Genomic DNA, 20,239 nt, shown 5'->3' with positions numbered 1-20,239 from the left:
TCTCAAGGATTAAGTATTGTAGTTAAAGATAAGATAAATCCTGGCAATACATCTTCACCAGACAATGTAGGTGGTTGTTCAACAGCAAAATTAATCACTTCCACTGCAATACCAGGGCGATAAATTTCTACTAAAGGTGTGAACGGATCAATTAACCAACCCAAACGCGCACCATTATCTCGATACTCCAGCATCTTATCCCGCAATTTTTTGAGAGAATCAGTTTGAGAACGCAGTTCAATCACAAAGTCAGGGCAAATGGGCGGAAAGCGGCGTTTTTGTTCAAGTGTCAGTGCATCCCAGCGTTCTTGCTTCACCCAGGAAGCATCCGGTGAACGATACGCACCATTGGGTAAGCGAAACTCTGTAGAAGAGTCAAACACTTTTCCCAGCTTGGTTTGACGATTCCATAAACTCATTTCTGTGTTAATGTCTGAATTTCTAATACCGCTTTCGCCGCCAGTTGGTGGCATAATAATTAATTCTCCTTCGGCAGTGAGTTCGATACGCCATTCATCATTGGCTAGACATATTTGATAAAACTGCTCGTCTGTCAAACCTACTGCTGGTGGTATGTTGAGGGTGAGAGGTTCCATCGATATTGTGTCCATCAGATTAATTTTATTATCTGCGATCGCTGATTCCCAAGGAGTCGTTTAGAGCGATCGCCTGCGATGAGATTTTCGTTAAACCACTGTACTTTCTGTTGCTTTATTTATGTAGCGGAGAATTGATTCAAAATCTTGGCGGATTTCCAAAACCTTTTTCACCCAAGTATTTGATGCTGCGATCGCATTTTCTTCTTGCTGACGGGCTGTAGCAATTTTATGTTCTATTTCATCGTAGACTTGTTGTTCAAATTCACGTAATTGTAATTCAATTTGGTTTTCCAAATCTTTAGCAATCACTTGAAACTGACTAATAATATCATTACGAACATCTGCCATTTGTTTTTCTCGTTGTTGTTCCTGTTGTGCTGTGTAAGCATCTGTCGCTAATGAAATTAGTGCCACTGCTGGGCCAAGAAACATGGCAGCGTTACCGATATTTTTAGCGATACCAACTGCTTGCCAAGGTTTAAAATCAAAGCCTACAAATTTTCCTACTGCTAAAACAGTCTGATGTAAACCGCTACCTGCTACATCCATAGAACGTAGAAAAACACTGCTACTACTAGCTGTAGATAAAACCTCTCGTTTGGCAAAATTGCTTAATTCAACTCCTGCTTTCTCACCAATATCTTTCAGCCAGTTAATTTGTCCTTTGATTCGGTCTACATCTATAGCATCATTTGCATTATTAGTAGAGATGTTTTGATTTTTATCCAAGCAAGTTATGAAAGTTTGTACTAAATTACCTTTGAGAACTTCTTCAACTTCTTGTCGGATATCTTCAACTGCTGTATTGATAGCATCTTGTAGTTTTGTTTCGGCTTTTTCATATTGATTTTGAACATTAATTTCAGTTTGTTTGTTCAAAATTTTAAAGTCTTGATCGCTACCCACAGCAGAAGCTAAAGATGTACCTTCTTTGGCTATTGCTGCCAACATTTGCAGAGATATATTTTTTACTTGAATACGCAGGCGATCGCGTTCTTTACGTACTGTACGAGATAAGCGTGTTAAGACTTCTAAAAAAGCAGAATCCTGGTTGGAATTGCGTGTAAAACTTAACTGGGCTTCATCAACACAACTGAGTACTATTCGGATAGGCGTATCAAAACGAGCTAATACTGAACGGCTTTTAACAAATTTATTCAGTTCATTCAGAAAAGTTTGGAAGCGACTGATATCAATTAAAAATTCATCATTTTGATCTACACCATCACAATAGTCTTTAGCATCAATAAAACATACAGGAAATTCATCAAGTCTATGAGGTTTAATCGCTTCTTCTAGACTATGACGATAGTTAGCAATCTTTTGTGCTTCTTCTCCTGCTTCATCTGACATTTTATTGACAACAAGCATCATTTTCCAACGATAGCCTTTTTCGTATGCTAATTTTTTAAAATTAGCTACTGTGACAGAATCAAAGAGCATATATGTCAAGCAAAATACCAACAAATCAGCTTTATTGATAGCATCATAGGTAATCTCATCATGGTCTTGACGGTCTGTAAACAGTCCGGGTGTATCTATAATTTTGATACCTTTATAGTCATAACTAGCAGTTTTATCTGTAGCAATATCAGAATCAATGCGAATATCACGTCTTCCAGTCAGAGCAGAGATTGTCGTAGATTTACCCGCATTATATTGACCAACAAAAGCTAAGGACAGAATTCCTTCTTGATTATAAGCTTTTAACTCATCACGCAGTTTCTTACGAATAGCTAAGATTTCAGTATGTGTACCTTCAGCTAAAATTTCATCAAATTTAACTAAGGTCTTTTTAAATTTATCATTGACAGCAGCAGCATTAAATATTTGCTTATTCTGACTCATTTTTCTGTCCTAATTTTAGATTTGTTCGCTAGATTGAATGGAAATATCTTCCTGAATAATCCGGTTGATATCTTTTGATGATTTGCGTAAAGTTAATTTTGCTTTAGTATAAATTTTCATACTTTTACCAAAATCACGATCTACTTTCGCTATGGTGTTAATAATTCCTTCATCAGTGAGTGTTTCATATTTATTAATAACCCAATCAATGATGCGTTTTGCATAAGCACGATTAAGATAATTATAATTATCATCTAACTTATGTTGAGCTATTTTTAATTCCCTAACAATTGTCTCAATACCTTGGATTAAATTATTGAAGTAATTATCTAGACTGGTTGATACATTAGCTGTATATTGAATCAAGTCATTCTTGGCTTTTTGTTGCGTATTTTGCTTGTTGATATTAATCTGCTCCAGTAAAGATTTAGAAATTTTTTGTACTGCTTCCCGCCGCTTTTCAGATTTACTTTTAAAAAATCCTGTAAGAGTACTAAAAACACCAGCAATTATCCCAACTGCAATACCAACAGGTGGAACAAATGGTATTAATATAGCTCCTGCTATCGTCAATATTAGCCCACTATATCGGAAGAAGTCATGAAAGTTATTTGAATCCTGCTGTGTAAATCTAAAGTAACCACCACCTAATTGAGACATAAATTTAATTTCATTACCTATTTCCTCTAAAAGTTCTTGAATATCTTTATTGAAGTTTTCGATACTTTCATGAAAGACATTAGTTAATCTTTCATCAAATCGGATATTTTTCAGGTTACGTTCCCAGCCTTGATTTAGTCGAGATTCAGTCGAATCCCAATGCTCTTCAGAAAAACTTGCTACAGGGTTAGAAGCATCTTGAAAAATAGATTCTATTTCCTGAAGTAAACTCTGTTGGTGAGATTTGGTAAATTTATGTATGTCTTTACAAATATGTTTTTGTTTCTCTTTGAGAGTTTCTCCTAATTTTTCATATACTAGAAGCTGTTTTTTTATCCATTGGTTAGGATCATCAATCGCACTGACGGTAGAACCTAATAAAGTTTGCGATCGCCGAATTTTTCCATAATCAACTAAAGATAGGCGAATAGAGTCTAAAAATTTTTGCATTTGACTTGCTTGAAATAGCTGGTCTTTAATCTCTTCATGTTCTGGTTCGCGGGACATTTGCGCCGCGAGAAGCATGACCGGAATAATTTCAAAGTAGTCATTAGCATAATTTTGTTTAGCATAGCGGCGAATACGTTCAATATGACCACCCAGATTACTTTGACCATCTACAGCAAATAGTTTTTCTGGATTTGCTAAGAAATGTTCCAAACGCCGAGAATCACGCAAGTTATTTTTGACATTCAACAAAATAATCAGTGGTTTTGCTTTTTCTTTCAACAGTTGTAAAAACTTAAATTCTGTTTCTTGAATACTGTCATTTGTAACCACATAACAAATCACATCAGATTCTTCAATCACACTTTCAGCAATTTCTTCATCTGTTTTACCACCAGGCGCACCAATTCCAGGCGTATCAATAATCCGAATATTTCTCCACTCATAAACTCGATTAAAGCGCGTAGTGCGTTGTTTACCTACACCAATAGCTTCCCATCCACCCCCAGTAATAATAGCGTGGAGAGTGCTTTTTCCCGCTTTAGTTTTACCCATAAACGCAATACTGAAATGATTTAGAGCGCGTTCCTTGGCCGAAAGTGACTGACGTACACTTTCCATTTCTTTGATGATCTCTACAGTTAGAGCTTTTCTAGTAGCTTCAAGCTGCTTTGCTACCTCTGCGGCGGTTTTCGCTTGTCCTTTACCATTTGCTTGGTGCTGAATAGCTGTAAGCTGTTCTTGGATACCTTTTCCCAAATTATGCAGTGTTGATCCAGTCCCCTTCAGAGCTAGTTCTGCATATTTGTAATCTTCACTAGCAATCGCTGCACATTCCTCAACTGATCCCTTGTATTCTTCACCTGATAATAAAATTTCTTGGCGTGATTGCTGAATTTGCCGTCCAATATTTTCCGGTGCAATCTTGGCTACAGAATCTACCAGAGCGCGTGACAAGATAGAATCTGCCCCTTTTAAAAGACGCGCTCCAAAAGATAATTTCGTAACTTCCTTTTCCTCAGAAGATTTATTAATTTTGCTAAAACCTTGTGCTTGCTCAATTAGTGTTTCTATTTCTCCATTTGACCAATTCCAAATCTCTGCTATTTCATCTACCATTGCTCGCTCTATGGCGGAAAAGAAACCATCTATATAAGCTACTGCAAGTACTTGTCGCATTGCTTCACTTTGCCCACTTAGCGGTATTTGGCGAGCTACATCATCTACCGATAAATAGTCTTCGTCTTGAGCTAGAATCTTTTCCATCTCCTCAATAGTGCGCTCTCCAATCTTGCTTCTTTTAGCAAGTTCTTGCAGAGCTTGTGCTTCTTCACTGTGGATTTGTTGATCAGCACACACCATGTGTGTAATTAGTAAAAATGCAAAGTTTAATTGCTCTACAACTACGGCTATTTGCTCAGACATGTTTTTACCGCGAATTATAAATTTAGACTAAGCAATAACCAGTAAAAAGGTGTCAGAAAATATACTTAATTATAATTACGTCTTGTATATATATTCCGAGAAAATTACATATCTTGAACTTCATAAAAATACAAAGTCTTAAATTTAGGATACAAAATCAAAAATTATGACTTATGTAAGAACTCTCTCAAATTCTTATAAATTCCCGTCATGAGAGTCCTTACTTGTATCCTGTGGATTTGCCGTTAGATATTCTCGTAAGAGTAGTAGTTTGTGCGGCTACCTTTTTTCAGAATTTGGTGTTTCAGATGACTCTGAAGTTATAAATTTATCCACATTTATCTGCGTAGCCAAAGCAAGGTGCTAATGTACCTACATTTGTGGTTAATGATTCTTGTCTATACTTTACTGAAGTGAAAAACTCTATATGTATTTTTTAAACTTATAATTATACCTAAATCAAAGCTATCCGATAGTAGCAATTCTACAAAAATAACAAACCCAATTTAAGGGTTTAAGATGAGACGTACATCTAAAACAAACCCAGGTAAGACATCTTCACCAGACAATGTAGGTGGTTGTTCAAAAGCAAAATTAATCACTTCCACTGCAATACCAGGGCGATAAATTTCTACTAAAGGTGTGAACGGATCAATCAACCAACCTAAACGCGCACCATTATCTCGATACTCCAGCATCTTATCCCGCAATTTTTTGAGAGAATCAGTTTGAAAACGCAGTTCAATCACAAAATCAGGGCAAATGGGTGGAAAGCGGCGTTTTTGTTCAAGTGTCAGTGCATCCCAGCGTTCTTGCTTCACCCAAGAAACATCCGGCGAACGATACGCACCATTTGGTAAGCGAAACTCTGTAGAAGAGTCAAACACTTTTCCCAGCTTTGCTTGTTCATTCCAAATGTAAAGTTTAGCTGTCAATCCTGAATTTCTAATACCACTTTCGCCGCCAGTTGGTGGCATAATAATTAATTCTCCTTCGGCAGTGAGTTCGATACGCCATTCATCATTGGCTAGACATATTTGATAAAACTGCTCGTCTGTCAAACCTACTGCTGGTGGTATGTTGAGGGTGAGAGGTTCCATCGGTATTTTGCCCATCAGATTAATTTTATTATCTGCGATCGCAACTTCTACCAGACCCAAACATCAATCAAATTCTTACGTATGTAAACAATGGTTACAGTAGTAGTCATCATTAATACTCTCATTTCCCTATTGCTGTTCTACGTAGCTTGGCAAATCTGGCAAATTAAGGGAAGAATCGCATGGATAACTGATAGGTTAACCGCCTATGAGCAATGTAGCCAGAATCTCCTGTCCCAAGCACCCCAAAATCTGGATATTAGTCAGCAAAATATCCGCAACCTCAGACTGGGAAATCAATCTCTACAATTGCAACTTCAGCAAGTACGGCAAATTGTGAGTCTGCTATTGTTAGGACAGCGACTAAGTAAACGCTATATTCGTCAATCTCATTCTTTCGGGAGAACAAAGACAGTTCCCAAAACCAGAATAAACAACAGCAACCTTTCTCGTTGATCAATTGTCAAGATAAATTAACTCAATCAAAACATTCTGGTTATACAAGAGGAAACAAGCCACCTAAAATAAGTGTAAGGAGAGAAACAACTCAGATGTCTAATAACCGTTCTGGAGTCTTTATTGGCGGTATGATGCTAGGAGCAACCATCGGTGCTTTAACCGGTTTGCTAATTGCTCCGCGCACAGGACGCGAAACTCGTAAACTTTTGAAAAAGTCTGCTGATGCCATCCCAGAATTAGCGGAAGATTTATCAACAAGTGTACAAATTCAGGCAGATCGTCTGTCTGCTAACGCATTACGTAACTGGGATGAAACTTTGGATAGACTCAAAGAAGCGATCGCAGCTGGCATTGATGCTAGTCAGCGCGAAAGTCAAGTTTTGCATCGGCAAACAACCGAAGAAGACTCAGATTCAATTCCCCAGCCTTTGGAACGCTCATAGATAGCATAAGCCGTGATTGACCCCCTATTTTGGTTGGGACTGTCCCTACTCTTAGTCGCCGCCAGCTTAACTGCTGTTTTAGTGGCGGCCATACCCGCATTGCTAGAAGTAGCCCGCGCCGCCCGCAGTGCCGAAAAGTTGTTTGATACCCTATCGCGGGAGTTACCACCTACTTTAAATTCTATCCGCACCACTGGTATCGAAATCACTGACTTAACTAATGATGTCAGTGAAGGTGTCAAAAGTGCTAGTCAAGTCGTTCAACAAGTTGATCAAAGCATTGATGGTGCAAAAAAACAAGCCCAAAATCTTCAAGTTGGGACTCGTAGCTTTGCAGTTGGGATAAAAACTGCGTGGAAGACCTTTGTGCGTCAGAAATCCTCTAAGCGCACAGTAGAACGTTTACCAATTACCGAAAAACCACAGCTAACATTACGAGAACGAGAAGCCTTACGCCAGGAAAATCGCCGCACCAAAACCGAAGCCTATCGTTCTAATAATGTTTCTAATTGGGATAATAATGCTGAAGATGACAACTATCTTTCTTAAGTTGAGATCAACAGGATTTAGTATGAATTTAAATCCCAAAAACTGATCAATAAAACTGTAACCTATAACCTCTCACCTGTAACCTGTAATCTGCTATATCAATTTTTAGAGTCTGTAGTTATAGTTGTGGAATTGGTTTGAGCCAAAATGGTATCGTTACCAACTTGGCCGTTACTGTCAGTAGCTGTAAATGTTCTAGTATTAATTGTCATCTGCTCTTTATCATCCCTATTCTGCCCAGGGGAAGGTAGCCAGTATGCTAAAACGCTAGTCACCCCACCCCAGTAGAGTGCTGTATTCTGATCATTACTTGGTTTTGACACCAATTGAAAAATACACAGTCCCAACACCACAGCACTAAAAGCAACTTGTACACCAAATCTCCAAGCACTCTGATCAAAATTTTGTCTTGGTTGATTTCTCCTGGGGTCAAATGAATTTGTCATAATATCCTCAAAAGATAAATTTCATCCTCAAGTAAGCTTTAATACTACTTATGAGTAGTAAGTTTTTTTACAACTATATGCTAAGTTACAAGCTTGTGTAAGTTGGTTTCGGAAAAGTTAAACGTAAACTTTTGCTTACTGACAGGAAAATTTTAAATCAGCCAAGAAAATCAGGTTATGGGCGGTTGATGCGGTTGATCAGCCAAAGCGATGCCACTAATCCAGCAAAGTGGGCAGAAACGGTGTTAGTGTTTGCCTGAACTACCAACATATCCAAACCACTAATAATCCGCGTTGGATCAAAAAATTGTGTAGTGATGGCTTGGGGAGAGATTGATCTAGCTACCAAAGTCCCAACGATCGCCTGCGCTCCTAAAAGTGTTACCAAAGTCCCAATCAAATTTATCCACAAGCCTAAGCGTAATACTTGTACAGTTTCGATTTTGCGTGGGCGATTACTGGGATTTGAAGATTCTAGTTGTCTGCCAATTCTGGTGTAGCGAAAAGCAATATAAATACCCGCACCCAACACAATTAACCCACAGACAGCCAGAAATACTCCAAATCCAGTCCCTGGATTATTACTAGGGCTACCGGCTCTTTGGGAGAAAATAGCAAACAATAACACAATGATGCTGGAAACTACCCCTAGCACTAGCTGAATCCAAAAACTAATCCAACCTATGAGACGGAATGTTTGAGCGATCGCTCGCAGGGCATCGGAATTTTGCGACATACTAATTAATATACTTAGCACTTGCTAGATTTGCTTAGGACTTACGCAGTGAGACCAAAAATCAAGGGTTTGGGCGAGTCTGGGGTGTACGGGTATCAGGGTGTATGTATTCAAAACCCTTACACCGTTCGGCTGGCGCTCACGGCGAAGCTCCTTCACCCATTCTTCACAGATCATCTTAGTGCGTAAGTCTTATTACTATCACACTTACCAGATGACCTATGAGTAGCTCAAGTAGAACTTTGTCATGAAAGAAAATTTACAGACAAAATCGCATTTTACTTGTAAAATTTCTTCGATGGCATTTTATGCTTATGCAGTTCTAATCGGCTCGGCATCATTTGACACCAATTACAGTGGCTATGCCTCTGTCTTTCTTGCTCCTCACCACACTGCCTAGAGCTTAAATAGGAGGGTATATCTTACACTCCTTAGAGTTTCGCTTGTATCCCATGACTTTATCTGCGTGGGGCATATTTGTTTTACTTTTTTTACGTTGACGCTTTGACAATCCTGCCTAGTGTCTCTGTATGAATGCTTACTTTTATTAGTACTACATACGGAACACAAGGATGATAAACCCCACACTAGGGCATTTTTTTAGCCATTCACCAACCATGAAACTTGAGGATATATATCAATTCTTTGAAAATCCTCCGCCAACTTACCTCTGTCAGGAACTAGCAATTTGTTACATACTGTCTGTCTTACTGCAAGGTGAATCCTACGGCACCGAGTTAATTCAACGTTTAGAAACTGAGTATCCAACCTATCGGCTTTCAGATACCGTGCTTTATAGTGCGATCAAATTTCTGGAAGACGAAAGGGCAATTAATGGGTATTGGAAGAAACTCGAAGGACGAGGACGACCGAGGCGGATGTACCAAGTTTCTCCAGAATGGCAAGTTCAAGCGCAGGATTTAACACGTCTTTGGCAAGAGTACATCAACGGGAGGACAAATTAACTAATAATTAATAATGAATAAATCTCCTCCCGTTAAACACTAACAATCAGTTATGGATACTGCTATTCTGCCATCTACGTTTCTGCTCACCTTGTTGTTATTAGTTGGGTTGTTTTTCTTTATTCGTGCTGCTACCAAAGACCGCACAGAAACGGCTCAACTAATATCTGAGCAGGACGAAGCTGTATTAATGCCTCAATTACAGGATTATTTCCGTTCCCGGTCTTACCGAGTGGCAGAGGTAGACCGAGATCAAAATCAAGTCACATTTGAGGGTTTTGTCCAACCCAGCTTATTTTTAGCAATTTTTTTAACCCTACTTGCAACTGTAGGTTTAATTTGTTTATCTTTTGTTTTGTCACTGCTTCTGCCCAACATAAGCAGTTTTTTTCTGGGAATAATTCTGTTAGCACCTTTGAGCGGTCTATTTTATTGGAAAAAAGCAGGAAGAACCGAGAAAGTCTTACTTCATCTGCAAAAAGCTAATCAAGATGAACCCAACTCTCCGGGTAAGATTACTGTAACTGCCCATCGAGATGAACTGATTGAGTTACAGAAGGCACTCAACTTAAAGCTGAGTGATTAAATTTTGTTTTTTAAGCTGTTTCTAGTGATTCACAAAGAAGAAATAAACAATAGGGAGTAGGAAAGAGGATTTGTGGGATGTAAGTTTTCTCTGTAACGAAACGTTTGAGAGAAAAATGTATCTTGTAACGTAGCCTTCCAAAGCAAAGTACAACTCTACTGTTGCTTTTAGATGCTCTTAATCACTCTTTCTCACTCCCTGATGTGTATTAGTTGATGATTCAACTCATACAAACCAAATTGGCTTGAATCAAGTTGTTTGTCCAACTGCCTGGACTACCCTCTACTGGCAAATCAGGCCCAAATTTAAAAAAAATTGAAAATTTTGCATAAACTGAGCAACTTTGCCAGTTAAATGAATATTCAGAACACATTCAACAACGTAAAAGTACCAATTCAAGTTCAACGTGCAGCTACTGCCACAGGTTCTGAACCAGCCGGAGCTTCTAACGTCCGTAGGCTGGGAAACAAGAAATGGTTTTCTTCGACGTATTGAGCTCCAAACAGACCTTTTTCTGCCCAGAAATATCGGTCTGTTGTGTGTTCATTGCGCTTTACGAGTAGCAGAGCTGGTGGCAAGATCCCTTCAGCCTGAATGAATTTCCGTGCTGCTGTCACAGGTTTTTCTTCGCCGCTTTCGATGCTATATTGAGGCACATGCTCTAAAATCCGCCGTCCTTCCTGGCGACGACGACTCTTCCGTTTCCGTCTCCTTGCCAACCTATTTTCCTCCTCTTTCAAGCTATTAGATTGTAGTGATAGCTACAAAATCCGTCGTAATTATAAAAGTTCTAGTTCAAAAAATCAAGAGTTTATAAACTTTTAATACAATAAAAATAATTTTTCTGAAGGCAAATAAATCACACAACTAGTAAAGTACACAATTTCTTTATTTGTACCATTATTTTAGAAGCTTTCGTTAAGCTTGATAAAAAGAGAGTTAGAATCAAGCAGATTCTTGAAGAAAAATTCAGGAGCCAGTATTCAGGAGTCAGAATTAATTATGAGTGAACCAGACCTGCCACTAATTCTAGATGTAGCCTTCCTGAAGGGTAAACCAGCAAATCTTAGATTTATGTGGAGTGTAACTGTCATTCATCTGTCAGTTACACTCAGTGTAGATTCTGTATTCTGACTCCTGAGTTCTGAGTTCTTTGTTGTCGAAAATTCCTTCAAAGCCTGTGATCCTGAGCAAGAAATGAAAAATGTTAATGTCTGCTAGTTCAGATTTTGTGGCTTTATGCCGAGAACAAATAACATTGTTAGCCCAAGGTTTGGGAGCTTCTTTAAGTGTGGTGTATTTAACACAAGAATTGGTAGAAGCGCCAACAACTGAGGCGAAACTTATTCCTGTGGTTGTTTATCCAGAAACCGCAGGATTACCACCTGAAGAAGAAAATACGGAAGTAAAAGCACGCAAACAGTTGCAAATTAGTAATATTTTGCTACTACCGCAACAGCAAAAAAGGTTACTAACCGCAGCTACAGAATCTCCGACTGATACAGAACAACCTAATTTCCAACAAGAGTATTTGCTGAGTGGACACCAGATTGTTATGCCTTTAGTTCATGAAGGTGTGATGATGGGATTACTGGTAACATGCAGAGAAGACCGGGCTTGGAATCAACAAGAGCAAAATACAATTCAAAAGATAGTTCAAACTTTGGCGATCGCTTGTGTTTTAGATCAGCGTCGCGCTTGGTTGCAACAGCAGCTACATCAACAACAAGTGCTGCAAGAACAGCAACGAGATTTATTAGATAACTTGCTGCACCAATTTCGCAATCCCTTGACAGCATTGCGGACTTTTGGCAAATTGCTATTTAAAAGACTGCGCCCAGGCGACCCAAACCGAGAAGTCGGGGCGAGTATTGTCCGAGAAAGCGATCGCCTCAAAGAATTATTGCAACAATTTGAGCAAGTTATTGACTGGTCAGAATTGGATGTAGCACCAAGGGCATTACCAGAAAATGAAGTGTTTGTAGAAGCAACTGTCCAAGCAGAACCTAAACCGATTTTATTATTGCCAGGTACAGGCGAACAAGCAACGGATTGCTCTTTAGCTGATTTATTAGCACCATTATTACTATCAGCCAAAGCGATCGCTCAAGAACGACACCTGAAAATCAAAACTGATATTCCGAAAAGCTTACCTTTGGTGCGTGTTAATCTTAAAGCCTTACAAGAGGTATTGAATAACATTATTGATAATGCTTTGAAATACACACCCAAAGGCGGCAAAATTTTCATCCAAGTAGGTCAAACAAGAGATAGCTTTTTGGGTGTTGCTATTAGTGATACTGGGCCAGGAATCCCCCAAGAAGACATAGCACATTTGGGTGAAAGACATTACCGGGGTGTACAAGCCCAAACAGAAATTCCCGGTACAGGCTTGGGACTAGCGATCGCAAAACAATTAATCGAGCAAATGCAAGGTGAAATTGAAGTTTTCAGCCCCGCAATTACAACCGCGATCGCATCATCCGATGCACCAGGAACTACATTTATTATTTGGTTGCCAATTAGTCAAATGAAGTATGAAATGTGAAGTATGAAGTATGAAATGGGAAATTTTCTCCTTCATAACTTTGACTAAACTCTACACTAGCTCCTAGTACAGGTTGGCGGAAATCAACAGACCACACTTCGGCTACTTCGGCTGCGCTCAGTACAAGTACGCTCAGTGACTATAAGAAATTGCTAAAAGGCTTGTATTATGAGTATTCTTTCTTTTTCCTTTTGACTTTTTACTTTTGCCTTGTTGTACTAGCCCCTAGCGCCTTTCACACTATCTCACTGACACCAACAGATTTTGATTAATGGTCATTTCTAAATCTGTGTTGGGGTTAATGGCGATTAAATCAACACTGTTGCGACCGAAGAACAAGCCAATTAAACCACCGATCGCCCCACCACCGAGAACTTCTTCGGTTGCGATCGCGCGATCGCCTGTCACCGCAGATACCGCCGCCGCCGCCGCCGCACCTAAGACTGTATTGGTAATAATGGCTCTTGTACTAGTACCTTTGTTGACTGTTTCGGTTTTGGTAATCACATCAGAAGTAGCAGCAATTTGATACTCCTGACCTGTGGTTAACACTAGTTTTTGTCCTACGAATTGCGAACCGCCTTTGGCTGGTTTGAGTTGACCAACAACTTGACTACCAGCCGGAATTACCACAGTACCATCTTGGGTAACTACGTTTTGGTCAACAGTCAGTGTTAAAGGTGCAGTCTCATCTTTAGTTACCAAGATTTTTTTCGCTTGGTCATACTTCACAGGGATAACAGTTCCTTGGGGAATTGTAATTGAGACGGGTGTAGGTGTTGTGGGTTGAGACGCAACTATGTAAGGTGAGTTAATTGCCGAAGCTTGATTAGAACTCACCAAGGCTTGGTAAATAAAAGCTGCTACTTGGGCGCGTGTTGCAGTGGCATTTGGGCTGAGGAATTTAACATTAGGATAGTTGACCACAATTTGCTGTTCTGTCGCCGCCGCAATCGGACTACGGGCATAACTCGCAATTCCTGAAGCATCATTGAAGTATTGCAGAGTGCTTTCCACATTACCACTAGGGTTATATTGCAAACCATTAGCCAGGGAAACTAACACCTGTTGACGAGGAATCGCTTGATTTGGCTCAAAACGATTTCCAGGATATCCCGATAGGAAACCAATGGTATAAGCTTGCTGAATGGCGCTAGATGCCCAGAAATTGCTGGGTACATCTACAAAGTTGATTCCTTGTCGTTGTGGTGCTTTTGCAAAAGCCTTATTTACCATCGCAGCAAATTGAGCGCGGGTGACTGCTTCTTCTGGGCGGAAACTACCATCAGGAAAACCTGCAATTACACCCCGTTGTGACAATTCTTGGATAAATTGTGCTGCCCAATAATTAGAAGAAACATCTGTAAAAGTAGTTTGAGCTAAAGAAGGTGTAGCAGTTATAAAAGGTGCGACAGCGCCAGCAGTAATGGTCAAAGCCATGATTGCAGCAGTTTTAGATTGCCAACGATTTAAAGTAAACATTAATTTATGCCTCTTTACATTTATTTTGTTTCTGTTAATTACTTAGACCATTTTGGATATAAAAAGTTTCTATTATTTGATATTTTTGGGGAATATTTTTAGATTTAAGTTGCTGAAATAAATAGGTAATAAGTCATAGTATTTATGTGTCTGATTCATTACTTATTCCAGATGACATATTAGGAGTTAATGGTTATTTATCTCCGATATTTTTATCGATAAAAATGAAGCGATCGCCCAGACGTTGACACAGGCGATCGCTGATAGCATGATTAAATTCACGATGGAATTTTAGTTAATAGGTATTATTTCGAGAAATAACTAAATTGCTGGTCAGTGTGATGTCCAAATCTTCTTCAGGTCTGAGAACAAACACATCAGCTTGGTTTTTCCGCAATAGCACACTCGCAGCAGCGCCAACCGCACCACCAGCCACAGGTTCTAACACTTCTATCCTTCTGTTACCAGTTAACAATGAAATAACAGTGGCCGCACCTGCACCAATAGCTGCATCGGTTAAAATTTGTCCAGTATTAGCACCTTTGCTGATTCTTTCTGTTTCGGTAATTGTGCGAGAATTCGCATTAATTGGTAATCTGCGACCAGAAGGAAAGACGAGTTCGGAAGCAACAAATCTCACACCCTTGCTATTATCACTATTTCTGTTGTTGGAGGAACTTCTGCCGTATAAATCGACAGGTTCTAATCTACCAACCACTTCAGTTCTAGCAGGAATTAAGACATTTCTATTTCTATCGATGATGTCGTTAGCTATTCTCAGCTTGATGGACATACTTTCGCCTGGGGTGATCACGATTTTTTCTTTTTCGTAAGTTACAGGCAAAGTTACATTAGCAGGAATTGTAGTTGAGCGTGATTGCCCAAGATTATATTGCGCTTGGGCGGGAGCTAATGCAATCATGGGAGCGATCGCACCTGCTGTAGTTAAGGCTATTGCCATGAATGCAGCAGTTCCAGATTTCAGCCGATAAAGGTGTGTCATAACAAAATTTACGTTTATGTGTGTGACCTGTGTAATGACGAGGTGTTACTGAGATTGTTTCTGACTCATCGTGGAACTATCTCTCGGCATATTCCGTAGGTAAGACTGATTGAATGACGAGGAGTATTTGCTGTGGTTCCACCAAATTTTACACTTTTAAAATATGTTGCTCACCCAAGATTTTGATACTTTTAATTGACGCAAACTTACTAAATTTGTTCCATCATCATTTTGTTTTACATTTTATAGGACTCATATTTGATTTGGGAAAAAAATCAGTACACTCAGATCAGGCTGCTTTCCTACTCCCTACTCCCCATTCCCTACTCCCTGCCTACACAAATAGATTCAGAAATCAAATCGGATTCCTATATATCTAAAAATAAAAGTATTTACACCATCATATAATATACAAAATTTGACAAATATATCTTGTCAAAGTGTTGCATAACATAGTTACAACAAGGCATTTACTTAGACATTAATGGTAAGTTTATGCAAGTAGTCAAAATAATTGATGCCTACAATCACGGTGCAGTAGATTATGAACAGATTATGCTGCGCTACTGGCACATTGAGCGTCAACCACTGATTGATTCCCTACAACTTCAACCAGGACAAACTGTACTGGATGCTGCTGTTGGCACAGGATTAAATCTTCCAGCTTATCCCCAAGGTGTAAGCGTTGTGGGTGTAGATTTATCTGAGAAAATGATGAATGAAGCCAGCAAAAAAACTGTCGCCGCAGATATCTCTTTTAAAGTCGCTGATTTGCTAAATCTGGATTTTGCCGATAATAGCTTTGATGCTGCTGCATCGGGTTTTACACTGTGTGTTGTCGCTGATCCTGTACGCGCTTTGAGTGAAATTTTACGTGTTACAAAATCCGGTGCATTAATCGCAATTCTCGATTATTGTAAATCACGAGATCCAGAGATTGAGAAATGGCAGGAATTAATCTATGATGCCGCTTTAGAATTAGGTTTTCCCACAGGCAAGATTAAGTGGAATGCGTTGATGGATTACGATGAGTTAATTTATCACAGCAAGTTGCCGATTGAGGTACTGCAAGATGAGCGTATCGAAAATCCCAACCCGTTTTTATGTGGTTGTCAATTACTGCTGCGAAATTTGAAGGGTTAGGTTCAATAAATATATAGCAGCCCTAATTGAGAAATGAACAAAAGAGACAAGGTAGATAAGGTAGAGAGATGTTTGTATATCATTCAGGATTGCTATATAGCAATTCTATCTGAGTTGTGAAAAAGTATTCTTTTTAACGAACCGCAAAGGGCGCATAGACGCGATAGCGGCTTCCCGAAGGGTAGGACACAAAGAAAGAGAAAGAGGAAAAGAAAGAGATTTCACAAATGATTTAGGATTGCTATAGTAGAGACTTTGTATACAAAGTCTCTACAGTAAAAATAAATTGTCTCTCAAGCTTACATCTCTTTATTAACAAAATAATTTGTGGCGTTGCTGAATCGAGGTATGAATTTAAATGTAGAGACGTTTCATGAAACGTCCCTACAAGGGTTTTATCAGAAAACAAATTGATTTTCATACATGAAATCAGCAACGCCTAATTTGCCAGAAGGGAAAAACTTGCTCATCATATTGTTAATTTTCGTAAAATTACGGACTTAAGGACTAGAATACTGATATCCACCTAGCTAAACTATCTAGAGTGCATCTGTACTGCTTGTTGATGAAAACCTAGATGTGGCGCTATTGCCTCAATGATTCCAGTACAACTTATCCTCAAAAACTTCCTTAGTTACCGTGATGCTACTTTAGATTTTCGTGGTTTGCATACGGCTTGTATTTCTGGTTCTAATGGTGCGGGTAAATCGTCTTTGCTTGAGGCGATTACATGGGCAATTTGGGGTGAAAGTCGTGCTGCTGTTGAAGATGACGTGATTCACGCCGGGGCTAAAGAAGTCCGCGTTGATTTCACGTTTCACATTAACCAGCAACTTTATCGCGTCATTCGCACCAGAATTAGAGGTGCAACCAGTGTTTTAGAATTTCAAATCGAAACGCCTGCTGGTTTTCGTCCGTTGACTGGTAAAGGAGTACGGGCAACACAGGACTTGATTTTAGAACATATCAAACTCGATTACGATACTTTTATTAATTCTGCTTACTTGCGTCAAGGTCGTGCGGATGAATTTATGTTGAAGCGCCCGACAGAACGTAAGGAAATTTTGGCAGAGTTGTTAAAACTCACCCAGTATGATGATTTGGAAGAACGGGCGAAAGAATCTTCCCGACAATATAAAGCCAGGGTGGAAGAATTAGAGCGTTCTTTGGAAGCGATTAAAATTCAACTGCAACAACGAGAACTTACAGAAGCGCAACGGGTAGAATTAGAAGCCGAACTTAATCAACTACAACAAGTACAAGCTTTTGAGAATATTCAATTACAAAGCTTGCAGGTTGTCCAGCACCAGCGACAAAATTGGGAACAACAACTGAGCTTTGTAAGGCAACAATATCAAAATTTAACTCAAGATTGCGATCGCCTCCACCAAGAACAATCATCTGTTAAAACCCAACTGGCGGAGTTAGCCGCAATCTTAAATCAAGAAGCAGACATTAAAAACGGTTACGCCCATTATCAAAGTCTCCAATCTCAAGAAGAAGCTTTTGCAGCTAAATTTGAACAACACACCCGCGCCACAACATTACGTCAACAAAAGCAGCAGCAATTAACTAAGCAAATTCACGAAATTGAAAGACAACTCCAACAAGTCCAAGCACAATTGGAAGCGTTAGCACAGCAAGAACAGGAAATTCAGCACACCCTCAGTAAATCAGGCGAAGTCGAAGCCGCATTAGGACAACTCAACGCCGCCCGTCGTCGGGTGACGCAGTTGGATGAATTACAGATGCAGGTTTCGCCTTTATTGCAACAGCGTCAAAGTTTGCAAACTTATTTAGATAGAATCCAAGCTAGTTTAGTCGCCAGATTAGAACAAATCCAAGCCACAGAAAATCAACTACAACGCGCCTCCCAACGCTACCCGGAACTACAACAAGCGGTGATGGCGGTGGCGATGCAAATTGAACAGATGGAGAAAGAGCGAGTTTATTTGCAACGGGTTCAAGAAAAAGGTCAAGAAAGAAGGCACTTTATTGAACGCTTGCAAGGACAACAACGAGAATATGAGAGGTTATTAGGCGAATTAGACCAAAAATTACAAATGCTTCGCAACCCTGATGCAATTTGCCCATTGTGTGAACGTCCGTTAGATGAGCATCATTGGAATCGGGTTGCTGATAAAACTAAATCAGAGTACAAGGAAACAGAGGAACAACTGTGGGTATTCCGTGAGCAATTAGCTTGTACAGACAGAGAAATTCAGGCTTTGCGGCAAGAATACCGGGCAATTTCCCAAAAATTGTCCCCTTATGATTCTTTGCGAGAACAACGCGGACAATTAGCCGCCCAACTAGAATCAACCAGCGATGCAGAAGAACAGTTAGAACAACTGGCGCAGGAAAGACAACATTTAGAGCGATCGCTCCAAGTGGGTGATTATGCCCAAGATAAACAGCAAGAACTGAGAAAATTAGACGAATATCTGCAACAATTAAATTACAATGAGCAAGACCACGCCCTAGCGCGGAGTGAAGTTGAAAGATGGCGCTGGGCAGAAATTAAACAAGGTCAAATTAAAGACGCACTCAAACGCCAAACTCAACTAGCCGCCCGCAAACCAGAATTACAAGCAACTATCGCCCAATTGCAAACCAGAATCCAGCAAGAACAAATTGATTCTGAGTGCGCCCAACAAATTGCCGCCCTAGAGCGTCAAATTACAGAAATTGGTTATAGTGCAGAGCAGCATAATAACTTACGTCAAGCCGTCCGCCAAAGCCAAGGTTGGCAATTACGCTATCAACAATTACTCTCAGCCCAACAGCAATATCCCCAATTGCAAGGGAGATTACAAGAACTAGAAGCGGCGAAAACTACTCGGTTGAACGAACGACAACAACTCGCCAGCCAAATTGATGAAATTGTCCAACAACTAGCCCAGTCTGCCAACCCGATTGAGCAAATTCAAGCTTTAGAACAGCAATTAGCTATCCGCCGCCGACAACTTGATGAACAAATTGCCAAATTAGGGCGTTTAGAACAACTCGCCCATCAATTAGAAACCTTGCAAGTGCAGTATGAAGAACAACAACAACAACTGCAAGCTTGTAAAAAACAGTACCGTGTTTACCACGAGTTAGCTTTGGCATTTGGTAAAAATGGTATCCAAGCATTGATGATTGAAAACGTACTACCCCAACTAGAAGCTGAGACAAATCAGTTATTGGCGCGGTTGAGTGCCAATCAGTTGCATGTGCAGTTTGTTACGCAAAAAGCTGGACGTAGCGGCAAATCTACCAAGAAAAATGCCAAGTTAATTGATACCTTAGATATTTTAATTGCCGATGCCAAAGGAACCCGCGCTTATGAGACTTACTCTGGTGGGGAAGCCTTTAGAATTAACTTTGCGATTCGGTTAGCAATGGCGAAATTATTAGCACAAAGGGCGGGGGCGGCGTTGCAATTATTAATTATAGATGAAGGCTTTGGTACACAAGATGCCGAGGGATGCGATCGCCTGATTGCCGCCATAAATGCGATCGCCTCTGATTTCGCCTGTATACTGACAGTCACCCACATGCCCCACCTCAAAGAAGCCTTTCAAGCCAGAATTGAAGTGCATAAGACTCAACAAGGTTCACAGGTAAGGTTGTCGGTTTAGTAGAGACACGCAATTTCCCGTTTTTCTTGCGGTTCTAAGTTAGATGTACACAACTGGATTAAGCGTGACGTACTCCACACACTCCCCTTCGGGTGAGTGTGGGCTTCTCAATGACTCTTCTAGGAAGACATTAATTGAGCTTTAAGACCATGCGTCCCACGGTTCTTTATGTTTATA

18 protein-coding genes are annotated in these 20,239 nt (G+C 39.8%); 9 read left to right on the top strand and 9 right to left on the bottom strand.

Annotated features, from left to right (window positions below; genetic code table 11):
- Window positions 1-2 precede the first annotated feature (2 nt).
- From H6G79_RS24620 to H6G79_RS24605, 4 genes are all read right to left on the bottom strand, one after another.
- A complete protein-coding gene (locus H6G79_RS24620; RefSeq protein WP_190594693.1) occupies window positions 3-596 on the bottom strand; it encodes a Uma2 family endonuclease in 594 nt (197 codons plus the stop codon).
- Window positions 597-686: 90 nt separating this feature from the next.
- Window positions 687-2,447: a GTPase gene (locus H6G79_RS24615; protein WP_190594680.1), complete on the bottom strand. Its 1,761-nt coding sequence runs from the start codon at window positions 2,445-2,447 to the stop codon at window positions 687-689.
- Between the two features lie 15 nt (window positions 2,448-2,462).
- Window positions 2,463-4,979 carry a GTPase gene (locus H6G79_RS24610; protein WP_190594681.1) on the bottom strand — a complete coding sequence of 839 codons (2,517 nt, stop codon included), beginning with the start codon at window positions 4,977-4,979 and terminating at the stop codon, window positions 2,463-2,465.
- Between the two features lie 506 nt (window positions 4,980-5,485).
- Window positions 5,486-6,079 carry a Uma2 family endonuclease gene (locus tag H6G79_RS24605; protein ID WP_190594694.1) on the bottom strand — a complete coding sequence of 198 codons (594 nt, stop codon included), beginning with the start codon at window positions 6,077-6,079 and terminating at the stop codon, window positions 5,486-5,488.
- 90 nt (window positions 6,080-6,169) lie between these two features.
- Between H6G79_RS24605 and H6G79_RS24600 the strand changes: the two genes are divergently transcribed.
- From H6G79_RS24600 to H6G79_RS24590, 3 genes are all read left to right on the top strand, one after another.
- Window positions 6,170-6,535 (top strand): hypothetical protein, encoded by a 366-nt coding sequence (locus tag H6G79_RS24600; protein WP_190594682.1) that lies wholly within the window; start codon window positions 6,170-6,172, stop codon window positions 6,533-6,535.
- 95 nt (window positions 6,536-6,630) lie between these two features.
- Window positions 6,631-6,981, top strand: coding sequence for a YtxH domain-containing protein (locus H6G79_RS24595; RefSeq protein ID WP_190594683.1), 351 nt, complete (start codon window positions 6,631-6,633; stop codon window positions 6,979-6,981).
- 12 nt (window positions 6,982-6,993) lie between these two features.
- Window positions 6,994-7,530 (top strand): hypothetical protein, encoded by a 537-nt coding sequence (locus H6G79_RS24590; protein WP_190594684.1) that lies wholly within the window; start codon window positions 6,994-6,996, stop codon window positions 7,528-7,530.
- Window positions 7,531-7,628: 98 nt separating this feature from the next.
- Here H6G79_RS24590 and H6G79_RS24585 read toward each other — a convergent pair whose 3' ends face one another.
- Together H6G79_RS24585 and H6G79_RS24580 are read right to left on the bottom strand one after the other, a co-directional pair.
- Window positions 7,629-7,976, bottom strand: coding sequence for a hypothetical protein (locus H6G79_RS24585; protein ID WP_190594685.1), 348 nt, complete (start codon window positions 7,974-7,976; stop codon window positions 7,629-7,631).
- A 175-nt stretch (window positions 7,977-8,151) separates the two neighbouring features.
- Window positions 8,152-8,712, bottom strand: a complete 561-nt coding sequence (locus tag H6G79_RS24580; RefSeq protein ID WP_190594686.1) for a DUF3611 family protein — start codon at window positions 8,710-8,712, stop codon at window positions 8,152-8,154.
- A 617-nt stretch (window positions 8,713-9,329) separates the two neighbouring features.
- Between H6G79_RS24580 and H6G79_RS24575 the strand changes: the two genes are divergently transcribed.
- Together H6G79_RS24575 and H6G79_RS24570 are read left to right on the top strand one after the other, a co-directional pair.
- The gene (locus H6G79_RS24575; protein WP_062298395.1) at window positions 9,330-9,677 is read left to right on the top strand and encodes a PadR family transcriptional regulator; all 348 of its coding nucleotides are present in this window, start codon (window positions 9,330-9,332) and stop codon (window positions 9,675-9,677) included.
- 52 nt (window positions 9,678-9,729) lie between these two features.
- On the top strand, window positions 9,730-10,263 hold the full coding sequence (locus tag H6G79_RS24570) for a cofactor assembly of complex C subunit B (RefSeq protein WP_190594687.1): 534 nt from the start codon (window positions 9,730-9,732) through the stop codon (window positions 10,261-10,263).
- A gap of 401 nt (window positions 10,264-10,664) precedes the next feature.
- Here H6G79_RS24570 and H6G79_RS24565 read toward each other — a convergent pair whose 3' ends face one another.
- Window positions 10,665-10,982, bottom strand: coding sequence for a DUF3155 domain-containing protein (locus H6G79_RS24565; RefSeq protein WP_062294629.1), 318 nt, complete (start codon window positions 10,980-10,982; stop codon window positions 10,665-10,667).
- A 283-nt stretch (window positions 10,983-11,265) separates the two neighbouring features.
- Here H6G79_RS24565 and H6G79_RS37450 point away from each other — a divergent pair, with 283 nt between their 5' ends.
- Together H6G79_RS37450 and H6G79_RS24560 are read left to right on the top strand one after the other, a co-directional pair.
- The gene (locus H6G79_RS37450) at window positions 11,266-11,397 is read left to right on the top strand and encodes a hypothetical protein (RefSeq protein ID WP_277877320.1); all 132 of its coding nucleotides are present in this window, start codon (window positions 11,266-11,268) and stop codon (window positions 11,395-11,397) included.
- A 70-nt stretch (window positions 11,398-11,467) separates the two neighbouring features.
- Window positions 11,468-12,811 (top strand): ATP-binding protein, encoded by a 1,344-nt coding sequence (locus H6G79_RS24560; RefSeq protein ID WP_190594688.1) that lies wholly within the window; start codon window positions 11,468-11,470, stop codon window positions 12,809-12,811.
- A 240-nt stretch (window positions 12,812-13,051) separates the two neighbouring features.
- Here the strand turns inward: H6G79_RS24560 and H6G79_RS24555 are convergent, their stop codons facing one another.
- Complete coding sequence (locus H6G79_RS24555; RefSeq protein WP_190594689.1) at window positions 13,052-14,293, bottom strand: S-layer homology domain-containing protein; 1,242 nt, start codon at window positions 14,291-14,293, stop codon at window positions 13,052-13,054.
- 295 nt (window positions 14,294-14,588) lie between these two features.
- Window positions 14,589-15,296 (bottom strand): conjugal transfer protein TrbI, encoded by a 708-nt coding sequence (locus tag H6G79_RS24550; RefSeq protein WP_190594690.1) that lies wholly within the window; start codon window positions 15,294-15,296, stop codon window positions 14,589-14,591.
- A gap of 495 nt (window positions 15,297-15,791) precedes the next feature.
- Between H6G79_RS24550 and H6G79_RS24545 the strand changes: the two genes are divergently transcribed.
- Window positions 15,792-16,439 (top strand): class I SAM-dependent methyltransferase, encoded by a 648-nt coding sequence (locus H6G79_RS24545; RefSeq protein WP_190594691.1) that lies wholly within the window; start codon window positions 15,792-15,794, stop codon window positions 16,437-16,439.
- Window positions 16,440-17,035: 596 nt separating this feature from the next.
- Entirely contained in the window at window positions 17,036-20,062 is a 3,027-nt protein-coding gene (gene sbcC, locus H6G79_RS24540) for an exonuclease subunit SbcC (protein WP_190594692.1), read from the top strand.
- Window positions 20,063-20,239: the final 177 nt, after the last annotated feature.

Origin of the sequence: Anabaena sp. FACHB-83 (assembly GCF_014697485.1) — a bacterium.
Lineage (GTDB): Bacteria > Cyanobacteriota > Cyanobacteriia > Cyanobacteriales > Nostocaceae > Nostoc_B.
Note: the sequence above shows the minus strand (reverse complement) of the source record. Positions and strands in the feature narration are given on the sequence as shown.